The sequence below is a fragment of the Amycolatopsis sp. NPDC104819 genome, from assembly GCF_055583145.1.
In genome coordinates this window covers 49,818-65,578 of sequence record NZ_JBVJON010000023.1, presented here as the reverse complement: position 1 = coordinate 65,578, position 15,761 = coordinate 49,818, and the positions used below count along the sequence as shown (strand labels likewise).

At 72.7% G+C, this 15,761-nt stretch carries 15 protein-coding genes; 6 read left to right on the top strand and 9 right to left on the bottom strand.

Going from position 1 to position 15,761, the window contains the following annotated elements; all coding sequences use genetic code 11:
* Nucleotides 1-132: 132 nt before the first annotated feature.
* The 4 genes from ACZ63E_RS43980 to pknB form a co-directional block, all read right to left on the bottom strand.
* Entirely contained in the window at nt 133-837 is a 705-nt protein-coding gene (locus ACZ63E_RS43980) for a hypothetical protein (protein WP_465342271.1), read from the bottom strand.
* A gap of 136 nt (nt 838-973) precedes the next feature.
* Nucleotides 974-2,467: an SPFH domain-containing protein gene (locus ACZ63E_RS43975; protein WP_465342270.1), complete on the bottom strand. Its 1,494-nt coding sequence runs from the start codon at nt 2,465-2,467 to the stop codon at nt 974-976.
* A 50-nt stretch (nt 2,468-2,517) separates the two neighbouring features.
* Nucleotides 2,518-2,727: a hypothetical protein gene (locus ACZ63E_RS43970; protein ID WP_465342269.1), complete on the bottom strand. Its 210-nt coding sequence runs from the start codon at nt 2,725-2,727 to the stop codon at nt 2,518-2,520.
* Nucleotides 2,724-4,730, bottom strand: a complete 2,007-nt coding sequence (pknB, locus tag ACZ63E_RS43965; RefSeq protein ID WP_465342268.1) for a Stk1 family PASTA domain-containing Ser/Thr kinase — start codon at nt 4,728-4,730, stop codon at nt 2,724-2,726. Before pknB ends, ACZ63E_RS43970 begins: the two co-directional genes overlap by 4 nt.
* A 103-nt stretch (nt 4,731-4,833) precedes the next feature.
* Here pknB and ACZ63E_RS43960 point away from each other — a divergent pair, with 103 nt between their 5' ends.
* The 3 genes from ACZ63E_RS43960 (at nt 4,834) to ACZ63E_RS43950 (ending at nt 6,844) form a co-directional block, all read left to right on the top strand.
* Nucleotides 4,834-5,202: an Rv2175c family DNA-binding protein gene (locus ACZ63E_RS43960; protein WP_465342267.1), complete on the top strand. Its 369-nt coding sequence runs from the start codon at nt 4,834-4,836 to the stop codon at nt 5,200-5,202.
* Nucleotides 5,203-5,401: 199 nt separating this feature from the next.
* Nucleotides 5,402-5,656, top strand: a complete 255-nt coding sequence (locus ACZ63E_RS43955; RefSeq protein ID WP_465342266.1) for a hypothetical protein — start codon at nt 5,402-5,404, stop codon at nt 5,654-5,656.
* A 663-nt stretch (nt 5,657-6,319) separates the two neighbouring features.
* A complete protein-coding gene (locus ACZ63E_RS43950; protein ID WP_465342265.1) occupies nt 6,320-6,844 on the top strand; it encodes a CGNR zinc finger domain-containing protein in 525 nt (174 codons plus the stop codon).
* Nucleotides 6,845-6,888: 44 nt separating this feature from the next.
* Here the strand turns inward: ACZ63E_RS43950 and ACZ63E_RS43945 are convergent, their stop codons facing one another.
* From ACZ63E_RS43945 to merB, 5 genes are all read right to left on the bottom strand, one after another.
* Nucleotides 6,889-7,668 (bottom strand): LLM class F420-dependent oxidoreductase, encoded by a 780-nt coding sequence (locus tag ACZ63E_RS43945; RefSeq protein ID WP_465342264.1) that lies wholly within the window; start codon nt 7,666-7,668, stop codon nt 6,889-6,891.
* Entirely contained in the window at nt 7,665-8,591 is a 927-nt protein-coding gene (locus tag ACZ63E_RS43940; RefSeq protein ID WP_465342263.1) for a phytoene/squalene synthase family protein, read from the bottom strand. Before ACZ63E_RS43940 ends, ACZ63E_RS43945 begins: the two co-directional genes overlap by 4 nt.
* Complete coding sequence (gene crtI / locus ACZ63E_RS43935) at nt 8,588-10,060, bottom strand: phytoene desaturase family protein (protein ID WP_465342262.1); 1,473 nt, start codon at nt 10,058-10,060, stop codon at nt 8,588-8,590. Before crtI ends, ACZ63E_RS43940 begins: the two co-directional genes overlap by 4 nt.
* Nucleotide 10,061: 1 nt before the next feature.
* Nucleotides 10,062-11,153: a polyprenyl synthetase family protein gene (locus ACZ63E_RS43930; protein ID WP_465342261.1), complete on the bottom strand. Its 1,092-nt coding sequence runs from the start codon at nt 11,151-11,153 to the stop codon at nt 10,062-10,064.
* Nucleotides 11,154-11,214: 61 nt separating this feature from the next.
* Nucleotides 11,215-11,904, bottom strand: a complete 690-nt coding sequence (merB, locus tag ACZ63E_RS43925) for an organomercurial lyase (RefSeq protein ID WP_465342260.1) — start codon at nt 11,902-11,904, stop codon at nt 11,215-11,217.
* A gap of 70 nt (nt 11,905-11,974) precedes the next feature.
* On the opposite strand from merB, the gene ACZ63E_RS43920 reads away from it, so the two are divergent.
* The 3 genes from ACZ63E_RS43920 to ACZ63E_RS43910 all read left to right on the top strand — a co-directional run bounded on the left by ACZ63E_RS43920 (nt 11,975) and on the right by ACZ63E_RS43910 (nt 15,679).
* Nucleotides 11,975-12,859 (top strand): methylenetetrahydrofolate reductase, encoded by an 885-nt coding sequence (locus ACZ63E_RS43920; RefSeq protein WP_465342259.1) that lies wholly within the window; start codon nt 11,975-11,977, stop codon nt 12,857-12,859.
* A gap of 42 nt (nt 12,860-12,901) precedes the next feature.
* Complete coding sequence (locus tag ACZ63E_RS43915; RefSeq protein ID WP_465342258.1) at nt 12,902-14,590, top strand: DUF885 domain-containing protein; 1,689 nt, start codon at nt 12,902-12,904, stop codon at nt 14,588-14,590.
* Nucleotides 14,591-14,803: 213 nt separating this feature from the next.
* Complete coding sequence (locus ACZ63E_RS43910; protein WP_465342257.1) at nt 14,804-15,679, top strand: DMT family transporter; 876 nt, start codon at nt 14,804-14,806, stop codon at nt 15,677-15,679.
* Nucleotides 15,680-15,761: the final 82 nt, after the last annotated feature.

The following is a 15,761-nucleotide window of genomic DNA, read 5'->3' as shown; positions in this document are numbered from 1 at the left end:
AGGAGATTCCACTGCACCAGCCCGACATGACGAACGGGTGGTCGAAGTGTTTCCACGACGCTAACTACCCACCCCATTCATCCATTCGAGATACCCCGGGCCGCGGTGCCCGGGGTCACAGATCAGGAGTTTTCACTCACCGGGGGCGGGATCGGGCTGCTCCGCCCGCACCACCGCCGCGGTCCCCCATTCGGGGGTGAGCGTGACCTGCTTGCCGACCCGGCGCACCGGCAGGCCGTTCGCCTGCCGCTTGCCCAGCCCCGGCCAGATCTCCGCGGCGTCCTTCGCCGCGGCGCGGATCGCACCGCCGTCCAGCGTCGTCCGCGTCTCTTCGATGCCCCGGTCGCGCCACTGGACGACCAGCTTGAGCGGCCCCGCCGACGGCAGCGGCCAGAGGAACACCTCGTGCTCGACGGCGAACCGCGTCCCGCCGACGGCCTGCGCCCGCAGCACCGGCCCGTCCGGCTCACTCGCCGAGGGTACGGAGACGGTCTCCGAGCTGGCCCGGCTCCCGTCGGCGTAGAGCACGCCGATCAGCAGGCCGTTGTAGTCGGGCACCCGGCGGTGGTCGATCAAGCCCTCGCCGGGGTCGTCGACCAGGCTGTCGCGGGAGTACACCGTGATGCGCAGGGTGACCGCCTCCGGCCACACCTCGACCGCCCGCAGCGCGACGACCGTGCGCTCGGACCGGCCCAGCGGCTGCGCCCACGGCAGCACGGCCGGGACGATGTGCTCGCGCGGGGCGTCGGTCCAGTGCCGGCCGCTGAACGCGTACAGCTCCTGCTCCGGGACGGGGAACAGGGGACGCTCTCGAGGACCGCCGTTGAAGAAGGTCATCGGGCGGTCCGCGACGAGCTGTCCGGCACCATGCGCCCACGGTAGGACAACCGCCCGGGAATTTCCGCCCCCGAACGGGCGTACGGCCCCTGCCTCCCGTGATCCGGGACACAGAAGCCGTACGCAGCGTGACGAACTACTCGCTCAACTTGAGTTCCCCGTTGCGCCGGGCGGACTCGTCGAGCTCCTTCTCGGTCGGCTTCCCCATGGAGTCCATCAGCTGGCGGGCCAGGCCGAGACCGGTTCCGCCGAGCGACAGCGCCTTGGCGAACATGTCGGACATGCCGTCGGCGCCGTTGAGCACGACCATGTGGTCGATGTTGCCGAACGCGCTCGCGCCCGCCTCGACGATCTCCGGCCAGCGTTCGGCGAGCTGCTGGGCGACGACCGCCTCCTGGTTCTCGGCCAGCGCCGCGGCGCGCGCCTTGATGGCGTCCGCCTCGGCCAGGCCCTTCGCCCGGGCCGACTCCGCTTCGGCGAGACCCTTCGCCTTCGCGGCTTCCGCGTCGGCGAGACCGCGTGCCTTGGCCGCGGCCGCCTCCGCCTCACCGGTCGCCCGGGTCGCCCCGGCCGCCGCCTCCGCACGGGCCTTCGTCGCCTGCGCTTCGGCCTCGGCCGCGGTCTTGACGCGGGTCGCGTCCGCCGCCGCCCGCAGCTCCGTCTCCTTCGCCTCGGCCTGGGCCTTCGCGATGGAAGCGTCACGGGCCGCGTCGGCCGTCGTACGCGTGTCGTACGCCTTCGCGTCGGCCGGCTTGCGGACCTGCGACTGCAGCCGCTGCTCCGCGAGCGCCGCCTCCAGCTCGGCCGCCCGGGTCTCCTGGACGACGACCTCCTGGCGCGCGGTCGCCTCGGCCAGCGGACCCGACTGGGACATCTTCGCCCGCGCCTGGTCGACCTCGGCCTGGTAGCCGGCCTGCTGGATCTGGCTCTCGCGGACCGCGGCCGCCTTCTTCGCCGCGGACATCTGCTCGACCTCGGCGGCCTCCTGGTCGCGCTGTGCCTCGGCGATGCGGGCCGACGCGGCGATCGCGGCGGCGTGCGGCTTGCCGAGGTTGAGGATGTAACCGGACTCGTCGTCGATCTCCTGGATCTGCAGGGAGTCCACGATCAGGCCGAGCTTGATCATCTCCGTGGCCGAGGACTGGCGCACCTCGCCGGTGAGCGCGTCCCGGTTGTGGATCATCTCCTCGATGGTCAGCCCGCCCACGATCGAGCGCAGGTGCCCGGAGAACAGCTCGTGGATCGTGTCGTTCATACCCTTCTGCTGGTCCAGGAACCGGCGGGCGGCGTTGGCGATCGACGAGAAGTCGTCACCGACCTTGTAGATCACCACGGCCCGCACGGTGACCGGCAGCCCCTGCCGGGTCACGCACGAGACCTGCAGGTTGACGCCCCGGGTGTCCAGCGACAGCCGCCGGGCGGTCTGGAACCCCGGGATGACGTTCACGCCACGACCGGTGATGATCTTGAAGCCCAGGCTGTCCGCGGTCTCGCTGCGCTCGACCCGGATCCCCCAGCCGGACACGATCAGCGCCTCGTTCGGCTCCGCCACCTTGTACAGGATCCGGAGCAGTCCGAAGATCACGATCACGGCCACGACGGCGATGCCGACGATCAGCAGGATGTTCATTGGCCTCCCACACCCCTCGCTCTTCTGTTGTTGGTAGCCCTTCGACGCCGCTAGCGGCTCAGTGGTTGCCACCGTTCGACATAAACCGTGCGAGGGGGTTCGAAGTCGACGACGAGCACCTGCGTGCCCGAGGTGAAGGTGGCGTCCGGGTCGACCGGGTAGGCGTAGAACGCCTCCGTGCCGCCCCGGACGTTCAGGAGCACCTCGCCGACGAGGCCGGGGCCGATCGTGCCGGTCACGCGGCCACGGCTGCCGATCATCCCCCGAAGCCCTTCAGCTTGACCTTGCTGCCCTTCTGCACGAACGTGCCCGGCTGCGGGTCCTGCTGGAAGACGAAGTCGAAGCCGCCGCCGCGCCCGCCACCCCGGCCGCCGTCGCGGTCGGCCTTCAGCCCGGCCTGCTCGAGGATCTTCTGGGCGTCGTCGAACGAGCGGAACCGGACGTCCGGCACCTGGACGGCGTTGTTCACGAAGACGCCGATCCGCTTTTCCTTGGCCTGGGAGTTGGCCGGCGGGTCGGTCCGGGTGACGGCGCCGCCCGGGACCTCCTGCTTGAACTCCTCACCCGCCTGGAACGGCTCGAAGCCGGCCTGCTGCAGCAGCTGGAACGCCTCGTCCTTGCTCCGCCCGGTGACGTCCGGGACCGGTGGCAGCGGGATCGGGCCCTTCGACACGATGATCGTGACCTGGCCGCCGATGTTCAGCTGGCTGCCCGCGGCCGGCTCGGTGCGGATCACCGCGCCCTGCGGGACGTCGGCGTCGAAGTCGTCCGTCCCGCGGACCGGCGTCAGCTGCGCGGTCTTGATCGCCTGCTCGGCGTCGGGCAGCGCGGTGCCCGGCCGGATGTCCGGCACCGCCGGGCGGCCCTTCGACAGCACGACCGACACCGTCGAGTTCGGCTGCAGCGTGGTGCCCTCGGCCGGCTCGGCGCGCAGCACCGTGTTCGACGGCACGGAGTTGTCGAACTCCTGGCTGAACTGCGGGGTCAGCTTCGCCGCCCGCAACGCGTCACCGGCCGCGGCCTGGTTCAGCCCTACCAGCTTCGGCACCGTGGCGGTCTTGTCGCCGCCGGTGTCGGTGAGCATGAAGACGAACGCCGTGATCAGCCCGCCGAACAGCAGCACCGCGGCGGCGATCACCGCGATCCGCTTCCGGTTGTCCTTCGGCTTCTCCGGTTCGGGCTCGCTCCGGCGGCGCGGCGGCCGCACCGGCGGCACCTGCTGGGTGATCCCCGGGGCCGGGGTGGCCGGGTGGCTCAGCGCCCGCGTCGCGTTCGGGCGGTGCACCGGCATGGTCCGGTCGACGTCCGGGCGGACCGCCGGGATCCGCGTCGTCTGCTCGGTGTCGGCGACGTCGTCCCCACGGCCGTGCGCCACCGGGATCGGCACGGTCACCGGCAGCAGGCCCAGCTGGGCGCGCACCGCGGTCAGCTCGGTCAGGAACTCCCCGGCGTCGGCGGGCCGCAGGGCGGCGTCGCGCCGGGTCGCGCGGGTGATCAGCTCGTCCAGCGCCGGCGGCAGGTCCGGGCGCAGCTCGCTCGGGCGCGGGACGTCGTCGTTGACGTGCCGGTAGGCCACCGAGATCGCGGTGTCGCCGGTGTAGGGCGCGCGGCCGGTGATCATTTCGTAGAGCAGGATCCCGGCCGAGTAGACGTCGCCGCGCGCGTCGGCCGCGCCGGTGGTGACCTGCTCGGGGGAGAGGTAGGCGACGGTGCCGAGGATGACGCTCGAGGAGGTCGTCCCGGCGCTGGCCACGGCCCGCACCAGGCCGAAGTCGGCGACCTTGACCACGCCGCCGCCGCTGTGCGGCCCGGCCCGGCCGATCAGCACGTTCTCGGGCTTGACGTCGCGGTGCACCAGCCCGGCCCGGTGCGCGGCGGCCAGCGCCGACAGCACGGGCTCGGCGACGCTCAGCGCGAGCGCGACGTCCAGCGGGCCCTGCTCGTCCAGCAGGTCGCGCAGCGTGCCGCCGTCGACGAGCTCCATCACCAGGAAGGCGAGGCCGCCCTCTTCGCCCTGGTCGTGCACCGCCACCACGTTCGGGTGGTGCAGCTGGGCGGCGGACTGCGCCTCCCGCACGAACCGGTCCACGAAGGACCGGTCGTCGGCGAAGCGCGGATCCATGATCTTGATCGCGACCGGGCGGTCCAACCGGGTGTCCGTCCCCTGGTAGACCGACGACATGCCACCGTGCGCGAGCAGCCGGTCCACCCGGTAGCGCCGCTCGAGGAGCGTGCCGGCCAGGCTGGGATGGGTGCGTGTCACGAGTAAGGATCGTACGGAACCGCACACGCGTCGTGGAGGAGACCTCGCGGGTCACCCGTGCGCACTAGCGGGTGAGGGGACGGAATGTGGCACAGTGTCACCTGTGAGTGGGATTCCTGTCGCCGAAGACATCCTCGACGCCGCTGTCGCAGTCCTCCCGTTGCCGGAGGTGGCGACGGCCCTCGGGACGTCGACCAACAAGGTCCGGCAGATGCTGCGCGACGGGCAGCTGATCGCGCTGAAGCGCGATGGTGAACTCTGCGTGCCCGGGGCCTTTTTCGTGAAGGACGGCGTCGTCAAGGGGCTCGCCGGCACGATCACGGTGCTCGCCGACTCCGGGTTCTCCCGGACCGAGATGCTCCGCTGGCTCTTCACCGCCGACGACACCCTGCCGGGCAGCACCCCGGTCAACGCGCTGCGCACCAGCCACGGCACCGAGGTGAAGCGGCGCGCGCAGGCGATGGCCTTCTGACCGGCGGAGATACACCGCCGCGGCGCCTATCTGGACGGCCGCCGCGGCGCTGAGGCACGCCGGGAGCGACCACGTCGCCAGCGGCCCGGCGAGGGCTGCCCCGGCCGCCAGCCCGGTGATCTTCACACTCGCGGCCGTCGTGAACACCTGAGCGCGCACGTGCGCGGGCGCCTCACGGTGCCGGATCGCGAACAACGCCGTGAGCTGCGGTCCTTCGGCGAACCCGGCGAGCGCGGCCGCGGCGACCAGCGCGACGACGTCGTGGGCGAGCGCGGCCAGGCCGAAGCTCGCCGCGAGGACCAGCGTGCTCAGCCAGACCGTGCGATCCGGCGCCCACGGCAGCGGGTGCTTGGCGAAAACCGCGTTGGCCAGCAGGGACGCCGTCGCGAGCACGGTCAGCAGCAGCGCGCCGTCGGCCGGGCCGCGCAAGTGCGCCGCGCCCAGCAGGGGGTAACAGACGGTGACCATCCCGATGCCGGCGCAGGAGAGCGTCGACGCGAGGGTCGCCCGCCGCAGCGGCGTGTTGGTGACCAGAACCGTGAAGCCGTCCTTGAGGTGTGTCCTCGTCGCGGGCTTGCTTTTCGGGAGCCTCCACGCCACCGGGACGGCCACGGCGACCAGGACGACGGCGACCCCGAGCCCAGCGTCACCGAGGAGCCCGGCGAGCCCCGGCCCGGCGAGGGCGGCGGCGGTGAAGGTCAGCGCGTCGAGCCGGCTGGCCTTCTGGAGCCCGGCGCCGGCGACTCCGGGCAGCTGAGCGGTCCACCCGCCTGCGACAGCGGGGTTGAGCAGCCCGGTGACCACGGCCACGGCGACCACCGCGACGAGCGGAAGGTGCCCGAAGGTGGCGGCGACCAGGGCGATCCCACCGGCGTACCCGGCAAGGGCGGCGGCCAGCAGCCGTCCCGGCGCGGCACTGCGGTCCAGGAAAGCCCCGAAGACGGGCCCACCCACGGCGGCGGCCGCGGTCAGCCCGGCGAGCAGCGCGGACCCGGCGTGCGGACCGGCGGTCAGTCCCAGCAGGAGCAGCGCGGGCCCGGACAGCTCGTCCCCGGTCCGGGCGAGGGTGGCCCCGAGCAGGTAACGCCTTATCATGGTCAAGACGTTACAGTGGGGTATGGCTTTCCCGCACCGAGATTCCGTCCAGCGCGCCGTCGACCTGCTGGAGGTCCTGCTGGTTCCGGACCCCGACCCGGCTTCGGTGGCTCGTGTCCTGCGTGCGCACGGGGAACCGTCGGTCCGGTTGTCTTCGTCGGATGTCGCGGAGCTGCGTTCGGCGGCGCTCGAGCTGCGTGAGGTGTTCGCGGCGCCCGACGCGGCTTCGGCGGCTTCGGTGTTGAACCGGTTGTTCGCGGCGTACGCGAGCCCTCCGCGGCTGACGGACCACGAAGAGGGCTACGGCTGGCACCTGCACGCGGACGCGGCGGACGACGGGCCGTGGGGAGCTTGGCTGGTGACGTCTTCAGCGCTGGGGCTGGCATCGCTGCTGGCGGAGCGCCAGGACGTCCCGGGCGGGTTGTGCGCGTCGGCGTCGTGCGGGAAGCCGTTCGCGCATACGGGCGGGGGGAGTACGCGGCGGTTCTGTTCGTCGCGGTGCGCTACGCGGGAACGTGTTGCGGCGCATCGGGCCCAAAAGCCGTGAAGGCCGCCTTGAACTTCCTCAAGGCGGCCTTCGGGAAACAAATCTCAGCCGTTGTTCTTGTCGCGCCAGGCGACCCACGCCTCGAGCTTGCTCAGGTCGTGGTCCGGCCCGCCGACACCCACGGTGAACGTCGTGACACCCAGGTCCAGCAGCTTCGGGCCCAGCTCGTCCGGCTCGCCCTGGACACCGCACGAGCGCTCGATCTCGGCCGGGTCGCGGCCGACGTCCGCGCAGTGCTGGTCGAGGATCTTCACCTTGCGCTCGACGACCTCCGGGTCGCCGAAGCCGTGCCAGATGTCGCCGTGCTTGGCCACCAGCTTGAGCGTCTTCTTCTCGCCGCCGCCGCCGATCAGGACCGGGATCTTGCGGGTCGGCGCCGGGTTCAGCTTGCCGAGGCGGGCCTCGATGCGCGGCAGGGACTCCGCCAGGTCGTCGAGGCGGCCGCCGGCCGTGCCGAACTCGTAGCCGTACTCGTCGTAGTCCTTCTCGAACCAGCCGGAGCCGATGCCCAGGATGAGCCGGCCGCCGGAGATGTGGTCGACCGTGCGGGCCATGTCGGCCAGCAGCTCGGGGTTGCGGTAGCTGTTGCAGGTCACCAGCGCGCCGATCTCCACCCGGGACGTCGACTCCGCCCACGCGCCGAGCATCGTCCAGCACTCGAAGTGCTTTCCGTCGGCGTCGCCGTACAGCGGGTAGAAGTGGTCCCAGTTGAAGACGATGTCCGCCCCGAGGTCCTCGGCGGCGGAAGCGGTGCGCCGGATGGCGTCGTAGTCGGCGTGCTGCGGCTGGAGCTGCAGGCCGATCCGGATGCGTCGTTCGCTCATGAGCCGAGCCTACGACCGCCCCCGAAGGTCTCGCGCGCCCAGACCACGGCCAAGGGGGGTAGTGCGACCACCAGCCTGCGGGACTTCGGCACTACCGCGCGCCGCGTGAGGATGTCGTAGTCCAGGGCGACGATCTCGTCGAGGATTCCCTCGTACAGCGTCAACGCCGTCCGCACGCACGGCCGCGACTCCGGGCGCAGCAACGGAACGCCCGCCTCGGCCCGCCGGTACACCGCCCGCGTCCGCGCGACGAAGTACGCCAGCGCCGCCCGGATCCGCGGGTCGGGCCGCCGCTGCTCCAGCAGCTCACGCGTGACGCCGAACGCCGCGAGCTCCGTCAACGGCAGGTACAGCCGGCCGCGGTCGAGGTCCTCGCCGACGTCGCGCAGGAAGTTCGTCAGCTGGAACGCCTCGCCCAGCGCGATCGCGCCCGGCTCGGCGTCGGCCAGGGCGCCGACCGTGCCGAACACCGGCAGCATCTGCAGCCCGATCACCGCGGCCGAGCCGTACATGTACTCACCGAGCTCGGCGAACGTCGTGTACTCGAGCGGCTTGAGGTCCATCCGCATCGACGTGAGGAACGCGTCGAACAGGCCACGGGCGATGCCGTAGCGACGCACTGTGTCGGCCAGCGCCACGAGCACCGGGTCGGCCGGGGTGCCGCCCTCGAAGACGACGTCCACCATCGCCGCGACGCGGTCCAGCTCGGCCGCCGGGTCGCTGCCCGGGGACGGGTTGTCGACCAGCTCGTCGGCCATCCGCGCGAACCCGTAGAGCGTGTGCGCGGCCGGCCGGGCCCGCGCCGGCAGCAGCCGGGTGGCCAGGAAGAACGTGCGCCCGTGGTGGGCGTTGATGCGGCGGCACTCCGTGTACGCGGCCCGCAGGTCCGGCGAGAAGATGCCCGCGGCGTCGAGTTCGTTCACTGGCCGGTGATCCTTTCCGCTGCCAGTCGTCCGGAGATGAGCACCGGCGGGATGCCGACACCGGGGGTGGTGCCGCAGCCGGCGAGCACGACGTTGCCCGCCGCGCGCACCAGGTTCGCCGGCCGGAACGGGCCGGTCTGGGCAAACGTGTGCGCCAGCGAAAACGGCGTCCCGGCCGCGAGCCCGCGGGCCGCCCAGTCCGCCGGGGTGATCGTCTCGTCGACGGTGAAGTCGTCGCCGAACCCGGTCAGCCCTCGCGCTTCGAGAGTCCGAAGCAGCTCTTCGCGGTACGGCTCGCGTATGCGCTCCCAGTCGATCGGCCCGCGACGCAGGTTCGGCGCCGGCGCGAGCACCGAGACGATCTCACCGCCGCGCCCGGCCAGGCCGGGGTCGGTCGCCGTCGGCCGCGTGACCAGCAGCGACGGGTCGCTCATCAGCTTGCCCTCGCGGATGATCTCGGCGAACGTCCGCTCCCAGGCGTCGCCGAAGAAGATCGTGTGGTGCCCGAGGTCCCACGCCCGCGTGGTCCGGCCGTGCAGGACGACGGCGGACGGCGAGTACCGCAGTGGCACCGGCCGCCGGGGCCGCGCGCCGATCAGCCGGTACGCCGAGCTCAGCTCGGTGGCGAGGACGACGGCGTCGCAGGCGATCCGCTCACCCGAGCGCGTCCGGACCGCGCGCACCCGCGAGTCGACGCGCTCGAGCCACGCGGCCTCGGTGCCGAACCGCACGTCCGCGCCCGCCCGCGCGGCGGCGGTGGTCAGCGCCCGGCCGATCTCGCCCATCCCGCCTTCGGGGTAGTAGACGCCGCCGACGGTGTCCATGTACGCGATGACGCCGTACGCGCCGATCGCGCGGGCCGGGTCGAGACCCGCGTAGAGCGACTGGAACGAGAAGAGCCGCCGGACGCGCTCGTCGCGCAGGTACCGGCCGACGCGCGGGCCGAGCCGGCCGAACCCGCCGAGTGCGGCGAGCTTCGCCAGCTCGGGCCGGGCCAGATCGAGCGGCGAGTCGAAGTTCGTGCCCAGGAACCGGTCCTTCTGCACGGTGTACAGCTCGGTCAGCCAGCGCCGCAGCGCCCGGTAGCCGGCGGCTTCCCGCGCGCCGGCGAAGGCGCGGATCTCGGCCTCCATCGCGTCGCCGTCGGTGTGCAGCGCCAGAGTGCTGCCGTCGGCGAAGCGAGCCCGGTACGCCGGGTCGAGCCTGGTCAGGCGCAGGTTCTTGGCCAACGGCTCGCCGACCGCGGCGAACGCCTCCTCCAGCAGCTCCGGCATGGTGAGCACACTCGCGCCGGTGTCCACGGAGTTGCCGTCGAAGCTCTCCTGTCCGGCGCGGCCGCCGGGGACGTCGGACTGTTCCAGCAGCGTGACGCGCCGGCCCGCGCCGAGCAGGTGCAGGGTCGCCGAAAGCCCGGCCAGCCCGGCCCCGATCACGACCACGTGGTCGGTGGGCCCGTCCGTCCGCCGCACGTCAGTACGTCCGCTGGGTGGCCTTGACGACCAGCCCGGTCAGCGCCGCCGGCGCGGGCTCGGCCAGGTGCGCGCGCTCGAGCGCGGCCATCGCCGCGGTGGTCAGCTCGTCGATCCGCCGCTCGACGGCGTCGACCGCGCCGACCTGCTGCAGCGCCATCCGGACGGTCTCGACCTCCTCGTCGGAGAGGTCGGCGTCGCCGATCGCGTCCGCGATCACGGTGGCCGCGGCCTCTTCGCCCTTCTCGGCGGCGAGCTGCAGGCCGAGCGCGACGAGCAGGGTGCGCTTGCCCTCGCGCAGGTCGTCCCCGGCCGGCTTGCCGGTGACCGACGGGTCGCCGAAGACGCCCAGCAGGTCGTCACGCAGCTGGAACGCGACACCGACCTCGCCGCCGAACTCCAGCAGCGTCTCGATGAGCTCGGGGGACGCCCCGCCGAGCGCGGCGCCCAGGTGCAGCGGCCGCTGCACGGTGTAGGCGGCCGTCTTGAGCCGGTCGATCTTCAACGCGGCCTCGGGGGAGGCGTCTCCGGTGGCCTGCGTCCGGACGTCGAGGTACTGCCCGGCGAGCACCTCGGTGCGCATCGCGCGCCAGGCCGGGCGGGCCGCGGCGAGCGTCTCGGCGGGCAGCGGCGCGTCGGCGAACATGTCGTCGGCCCAGGCCAGCGCGAGGTCGCCGACCAGCACGGCGGTGGCCAGGCCGAACGTCGCGGGAGAGCCGAGCCAGCCCTGGTCGGCGTGCAGCTTCGCACCCGCGACGTGCACGGTCGGGAACCCGCGGCGGGAGTCGGAGGAGTCGATGAGGTCGTCGTGGATCAGCGCGCACGCCTGGATCAGCTCCAGGCTGGACACCGCCTGCAGCACCCCTTCGGCGTCCGGGCCCGCCGGGTCGCCGCCCGCGCCGCGCCAGCCCCACCAGGCGAACGTCGGGCGCAGCCGCTTGCCGCCGGTCAGCACGAACCCGCTCAGCGCGTCGATCCCGGCGGCCACGGTCGGCTCGGTCCCGACGATCCGCGCGCTCGCCCGGCCGAGGAACCCGGCCAGCGCGCGCTCGACGTGGGCGGGCAGCTCGGCGTCGGAAACGGGCGTGTCCATGCCCGTAATACTCGCCGAACCCGCGCCCGGCCGGGCCGCCGGGGCTCCCGGATGTGGCGAATCAGACTCTGGCCGGAGCCGCCCAGAACGGCCCGCTCAAGCCCGCCTCGGCGAAGTACTCCACCGCGCCATCGGGCTCGCGACGCCGGTAGCCGCGCTCGAGCCGGCCCGCGTACCAGCCGCGCGCGAGCCGCCAGAGCGTGCCGAGGTCCATCACGTACCCCTTGTCCTGCCCGGTCCGCGCCAGCCACTCGTCCACACAGGACTCGCCGCAGAACAGCCGCTGGTGTTCGCAGGTGTGCAGCACGTCGTCCCACATCCGCGCGGCGGGCACCAGGAAGTGCGCCACCTGCGCGCCGGCCGGCGGCGCGGCCCGGTTCACGACCAGCGCGTGCGGCTCCTCGCAGCCGGGGCACCGGGTCGCGACGAGCACCTCCGGTTCGGCCTCGACCAGGTGCGGGATCGCGAAGGAGTCCCACGCGCAGCCGCCCCACCACAGCGTGCGCGAACCCATCACGGAGAAGCCCAGCGACTTCGCGGCGAAGGGATGCGCCAGCACGACGTGCTCACAGTCGTCGAGCACCAGGTGGTGGGCGTCGGCGAGGCGGTGCAACGCCTGCTTCGCGACGGCCAGCGACCCGCCCGCCGCGTCGGCCAGCTCCGGCGCGGTCGGCGCGCGGCCCCGATCGGCGAAAGCGTGGTAAACGGCGAGGCGCACATCCTCGTCCCAGCCGGCGTCGTCGTCTCTCATCGCGCTCTCCCCAGGGTGAGAGCACAGTCTAGTCTCCCGCCCGCCGGGCACGGCCCCTTAACATTCGGGTATGACATCGGTGATCGAGCGGTTGCGCGGCGACGGGCCGAAGTTCTCCATCGAGTTCTTCCCGCCCCGGGACACGGCGGACGAAGCCGTCCTGTGGAAGGCGATCCGCGAGCTCGAACCGTACGACCCGGCCTACATGTCGATCACCTACGGCGCCGGCGGCTCCAGCCGCGACGGCACGATCCGCAGCATCGCCCGCGTCGCGACCGAGACCACGCTGGTGCCGATGGCGCACCTCACCGCGGTCAACCACTCCGTCGCCGAGCTGCGCAACGTGATCGGCTGGTACGCCTCGGTCGGCGTCCGCAACATCCTCGCGCTGCGCGGCGACCCGCCGGGCGACGTCTACGGCGAGTGGATCCCGCACCCCGAAGGCCTCAACTACGCCGAAGAGCTGGTCCAGCTCGTCCGCGAGCTGGGCGACTTCTGCGTCGGCGTCTCGGCGTCCACCTACGGCCACCCCCGCTCACCCGACCTCGAAACGGACACGAAGTACCTGGTCCGCAAGCTGCGCGCGGGCGCGGACTTCGCGATCGCGCAGCTGTTCCACGACGCCGAGGACTTCCTCCGGCTGCGCGACCGCGTCGCCGCGACCGGCTGCGACGTCCCGGTGCTGCCCGGCGTCATGCCGCTGACCACGCTGCGGACCCTGCAGACGACGATCAAGCTGTCCGGCGCGCCGGCCCCGGCGAAGCTGCTCGACCGGCTCGAGCCGCTCGCCGACGACCCCAAGGCGTTCCGCGCCGCGGGCATCGACGTGATCACCGAGCTGTGCGAGAAGCTGATCGCCGAGGGCGTGCCGAACCTGCACTTCTACACGTTCAACCGATCCAAGGCCACGCGCGAGGTGATCGCCCGGCTCGGACTGGTCCCGGCTCGCACTTAAGTCCGTACCACCGGCCCGTGGTGGACCGGTAGCGTGCGCCACATGGCTTCTACTGCTACCGAGGGCGTAAACGGCATCTGCGACCGCTACGTCGAGGACTACGCGGCCGCGGACCCGGTCGCGGCGACGTCCCACGGCATCATCGGGCACGACCACCGGCTGACCGACTACTCGGCGGACGGGTTCGGTGAGCGCGCGACACTGGCCTCGCGGGCGCTCTCCGCCGTGACCGCCGCGGAGCCGCGGGACGCCGCCGAGCGCGCCGCGAAAGCCGTCTTCACCGAGCGGGTCGGCCTGGAGCTGGAGATCCACGAGGCCGGCCTCGACGTGGCGAGCCTGAACGTCATCTCCAGCCCGGTGCAGGAGCTTCGGATGGCGTTCGACCTGATGCCGCTCGACACCGAGCAGGACTGGTCGGTCGTCGCCGACCGGATCGGCGAGGTGCCGCAGGCGCTGGCGGGCGTCCGCACCGGCCTGCTGGCGGGAGCCGACGCGGGGCGCGTCGCGGCGCTGCGTCAGGTCGCGAAGGTGGCGGAGCAGTGCGAGACGTGGGCGGGCCTGCAGGAGGAGAAGGGCTACTTCAGCGAGCTCATCGGCGGAGCGGCTTCGCAGGGTGAAGCGCTGAAGGCCGATCTCGCCCAGGGCGCGAGGGCCGCCGAGGAGGCGTTCGCGGAGTTCGCCGGGTTCCTCCGGGCGGAGCTGGCCCCGAAGGCCCCGGTCAAGGACGCCGTCGGCGAGGACGTCTACCGCCTGTGGTCGCGGTACTTCGTCGGCGCGGCGCTGGACCTGCGGGAAGCCTACGAATGGGGCTGGGCGGAGTTCGCCCGCATCGAGACCGAGATGCGCGCGGTCGCCAACCGCGTCAAGCCGGGCGCGACGCCGGCAGAGGCCGCGGCGCACCTCGACGCCGACCCGCGGTACCGCATCCAGGGCCGCGCCGAGTTCGAGGCCTGGATGCAGCGCCTCTCCGACGACGCGCTGAAGTCGTTGCGCGGCAAGCACTTCGAGATCTCCGACCGGGTGATGGCGCTGGAGTGCCTGATCGCCCCGCCGGGCGGCGGTGTCGGCGCGTACTACACCGGGCCGAGTGAGGACTTCACCCGTCCGGGCCGCATGTGGTGGTCCCTGCCGGCCGGGCGCGAGGAGTTCGTCACCTGGCGCGAAACGAGCACCGTCTACCACGAGGGCGCCCCGGGCCACCACCTCCAGATCGCGACGGCAGTCGACCAGTCGGAGGTGCTGAACAAGTACCAGCGCCTGATGGCGTTCACCTCGGGCCACGCGGAGGGCTGGGCGCTGTACTCGGAGCGCCTGATGGAGGAGCTGGGCTACCTCTCCGACGACGGCGACCTGCTGGGCATGCTGTCGGAGCAGCTCTTCCGCGCCGCGCGCGTGGTCGTCGACCTGGGGATGCACCTGGAGCTGGAGATCCCGTCGGGCACCGGCTTCCACGAGGGTTCGCGGTGGACGCCCGAGCTGGGCCTGGAGTTCATGCTGACGAGGACGATCACGGACCCGGCCCACGTCCGCGACGAGATCGACCGCTACCTCGGCTGGCCGGGCCAGGCCCCGGCGTACAAGATCGGCGAACGCCTCTGGCTGGCGGCGCGCGCGGAGGCCCAGGGCCGGGCCGGCGGCGCGTTCGACATCAAGCGGTTCCACACGGAGGCCCTGAAGATGGGCGGCATGGGGCTCGACACGCTGCGGGAGCAGCTGGCCCACCTGGACTGAGCGAGCGGACGCGGCCACCGGAAAACCGGTGGCCGCGTTCCGCTGTCCCCACTACGTTCGCCCTCGTGCGCCGAATCCTGTTCGTCACCCCACCGCCCCGCGCCTGAGCGGGGTGGTCCTCCGCCGCGTGGCCTGAGTGCCCGCGGCTTTTCGGTGTGCCCGCCGCCCCGCGTCGTCGACTTCCGTTTCCTTCGACGCAGGAGCGTTCTTCCGATGTCTCTCGCCCTACCCGTGCGCGCCCGTTCGTCGGCCGCGCTCGTCCTCGCCGGTGTCCTGTGGGGCACCGGCGGCCTCGCTGGCTCGCTGCTCGGCCGGCTCGCCGACCTCCACCCGCTCGCCGTCGCCGCCTACCGGCTGCTCGTCGGCGGCGCGGTCGGGACGCTGTTCGTCCTCCTCAACGGCGGTGCCCTGCCGCGCAGCCGGGAAGCGGTCATCCGGCTGCTCGCCGTGGGTGGCCTGTTCGCGTTGTTCCAGGCGAGCTACTTCGCCGCCGTCGAGCTCAGCTCGGTCAGCCTCGCGACGATGACGACGATCGGCGCCGCGCCGGTCATCGTCACCCTCGCCGGCGCCCGGAAACCCCGCGGCTGGACGCTGGTCTCCGTGGCCGGCACCCTCGCCGGGCTGGTGTTGCTCCGCTGGTCGCCCGACGAACCCGCCCACCTCGTCGGCGGTCTTGTGTTCGCCCTCCTCGCGGCGGCCGGCTTCGCGGTGTTGACGATGCTCACCGCGAAGCCGGTCGAAGGCCTGGAACCGTTGCCCACGACGGCGTTCGGCTGCCTCGTCGGCGGTGTGCTGCTCACTCCGCTCGCGAGCTGGTCCGGCATGGCGCTGCCGCTGCACGCGGACGTCCTCGTGGTGGCCTGCTACCTCGGCGCCGTCCCGACCGCGCTCGCCTACGCCGCGTACCTGCGCGGCCTGGCGGACGCGCACCCGGTGCTGGGTGCGTTGTCGGCGGTCCTCGAACCGCTGACGGCGGCGGTGCTCTCCGCGGCCCTGTTCGGGGAACGGCTGGGCGTCACGGCGTGGTGCGGCGCGGCCGTGCTGGTCGTGGCGCTGGTGGTCGGCTACTGGCGGCCCGAACCGCGGTGAACCCCGGCGCTGCCCCTCGGCGCCGCTCTTCGCGGGGGATTTTGGGGGGCGCCCCTCCCCGCGAGCCGCAAAAACACCCGGC

Bases quoted from the DNA above. Each gene is read 5' to 3' on its own strand.
- ACZ63E_RS43975 (WP_465342270.1), bottom strand. From the start codon at position 2,467: ATGAACATCCTGCTGATCGTCGGCATCGCCGTCGTGGCCGTGATCGTG.
- ACZ63E_RS43910 (WP_465342257.1), top strand. From the start codon at position 14,804: ATGTCTCTCGCCCTACCCGTGCGCGCCCGTTCGTCGGCCGCGCTCGTC.
- ACZ63E_RS43930 (WP_465342261.1), bottom strand. From the start codon at position 11,153: ATGGACACGCCCGTTTCCGACGCCGAGCTGCCCGCCCACGTCGAGCGC.
- ACZ63E_RS43950 (WP_465342265.1), top strand. From the start codon at position 6,320: ATGGCTTTCCCGCACCGAGATTCCGTCCAGCGCGCCGTCGACCTGCTG.
- merB (WP_465342260.1), bottom strand. From the start codon at position 11,904: ATGAGAGACGACGACGCCGGCTGGGACGAGGATGTGCGCCTCGCCGTT.
- ACZ63E_RS43945 (WP_465342264.1), bottom strand. From the start codon at position 7,668: ATGAGCGAACGACGCATCCGGATCGGCCTGCAGCTCCAGCCGCAGCAC.
- ACZ63E_RS43915 (WP_465342258.1), top strand. From the start codon at position 12,902: ATGGCTTCTACTGCTACCGAGGGCGTAAACGGCATCTGCGACCGCTAC.
- ACZ63E_RS43980 (WP_465342271.1), bottom strand. From the start codon at position 837: ATGACCTTCTTCAACGGCGGTCCTCGAGAGCGTCCCCTGTTCCCCGTC.
- ACZ63E_RS43970 (WP_465342269.1), bottom strand. From the start codon at position 2,727: ATGATCGGCAGCCGTGGCCGCGTGACCGGCACGATCGGCCCCGGCCTC.
- ACZ63E_RS43920 (WP_465342259.1), top strand. From the start codon at position 11,975: ATGACATCGGTGATCGAGCGGTTGCGCGGCGACGGGCCGAAGTTCTCC.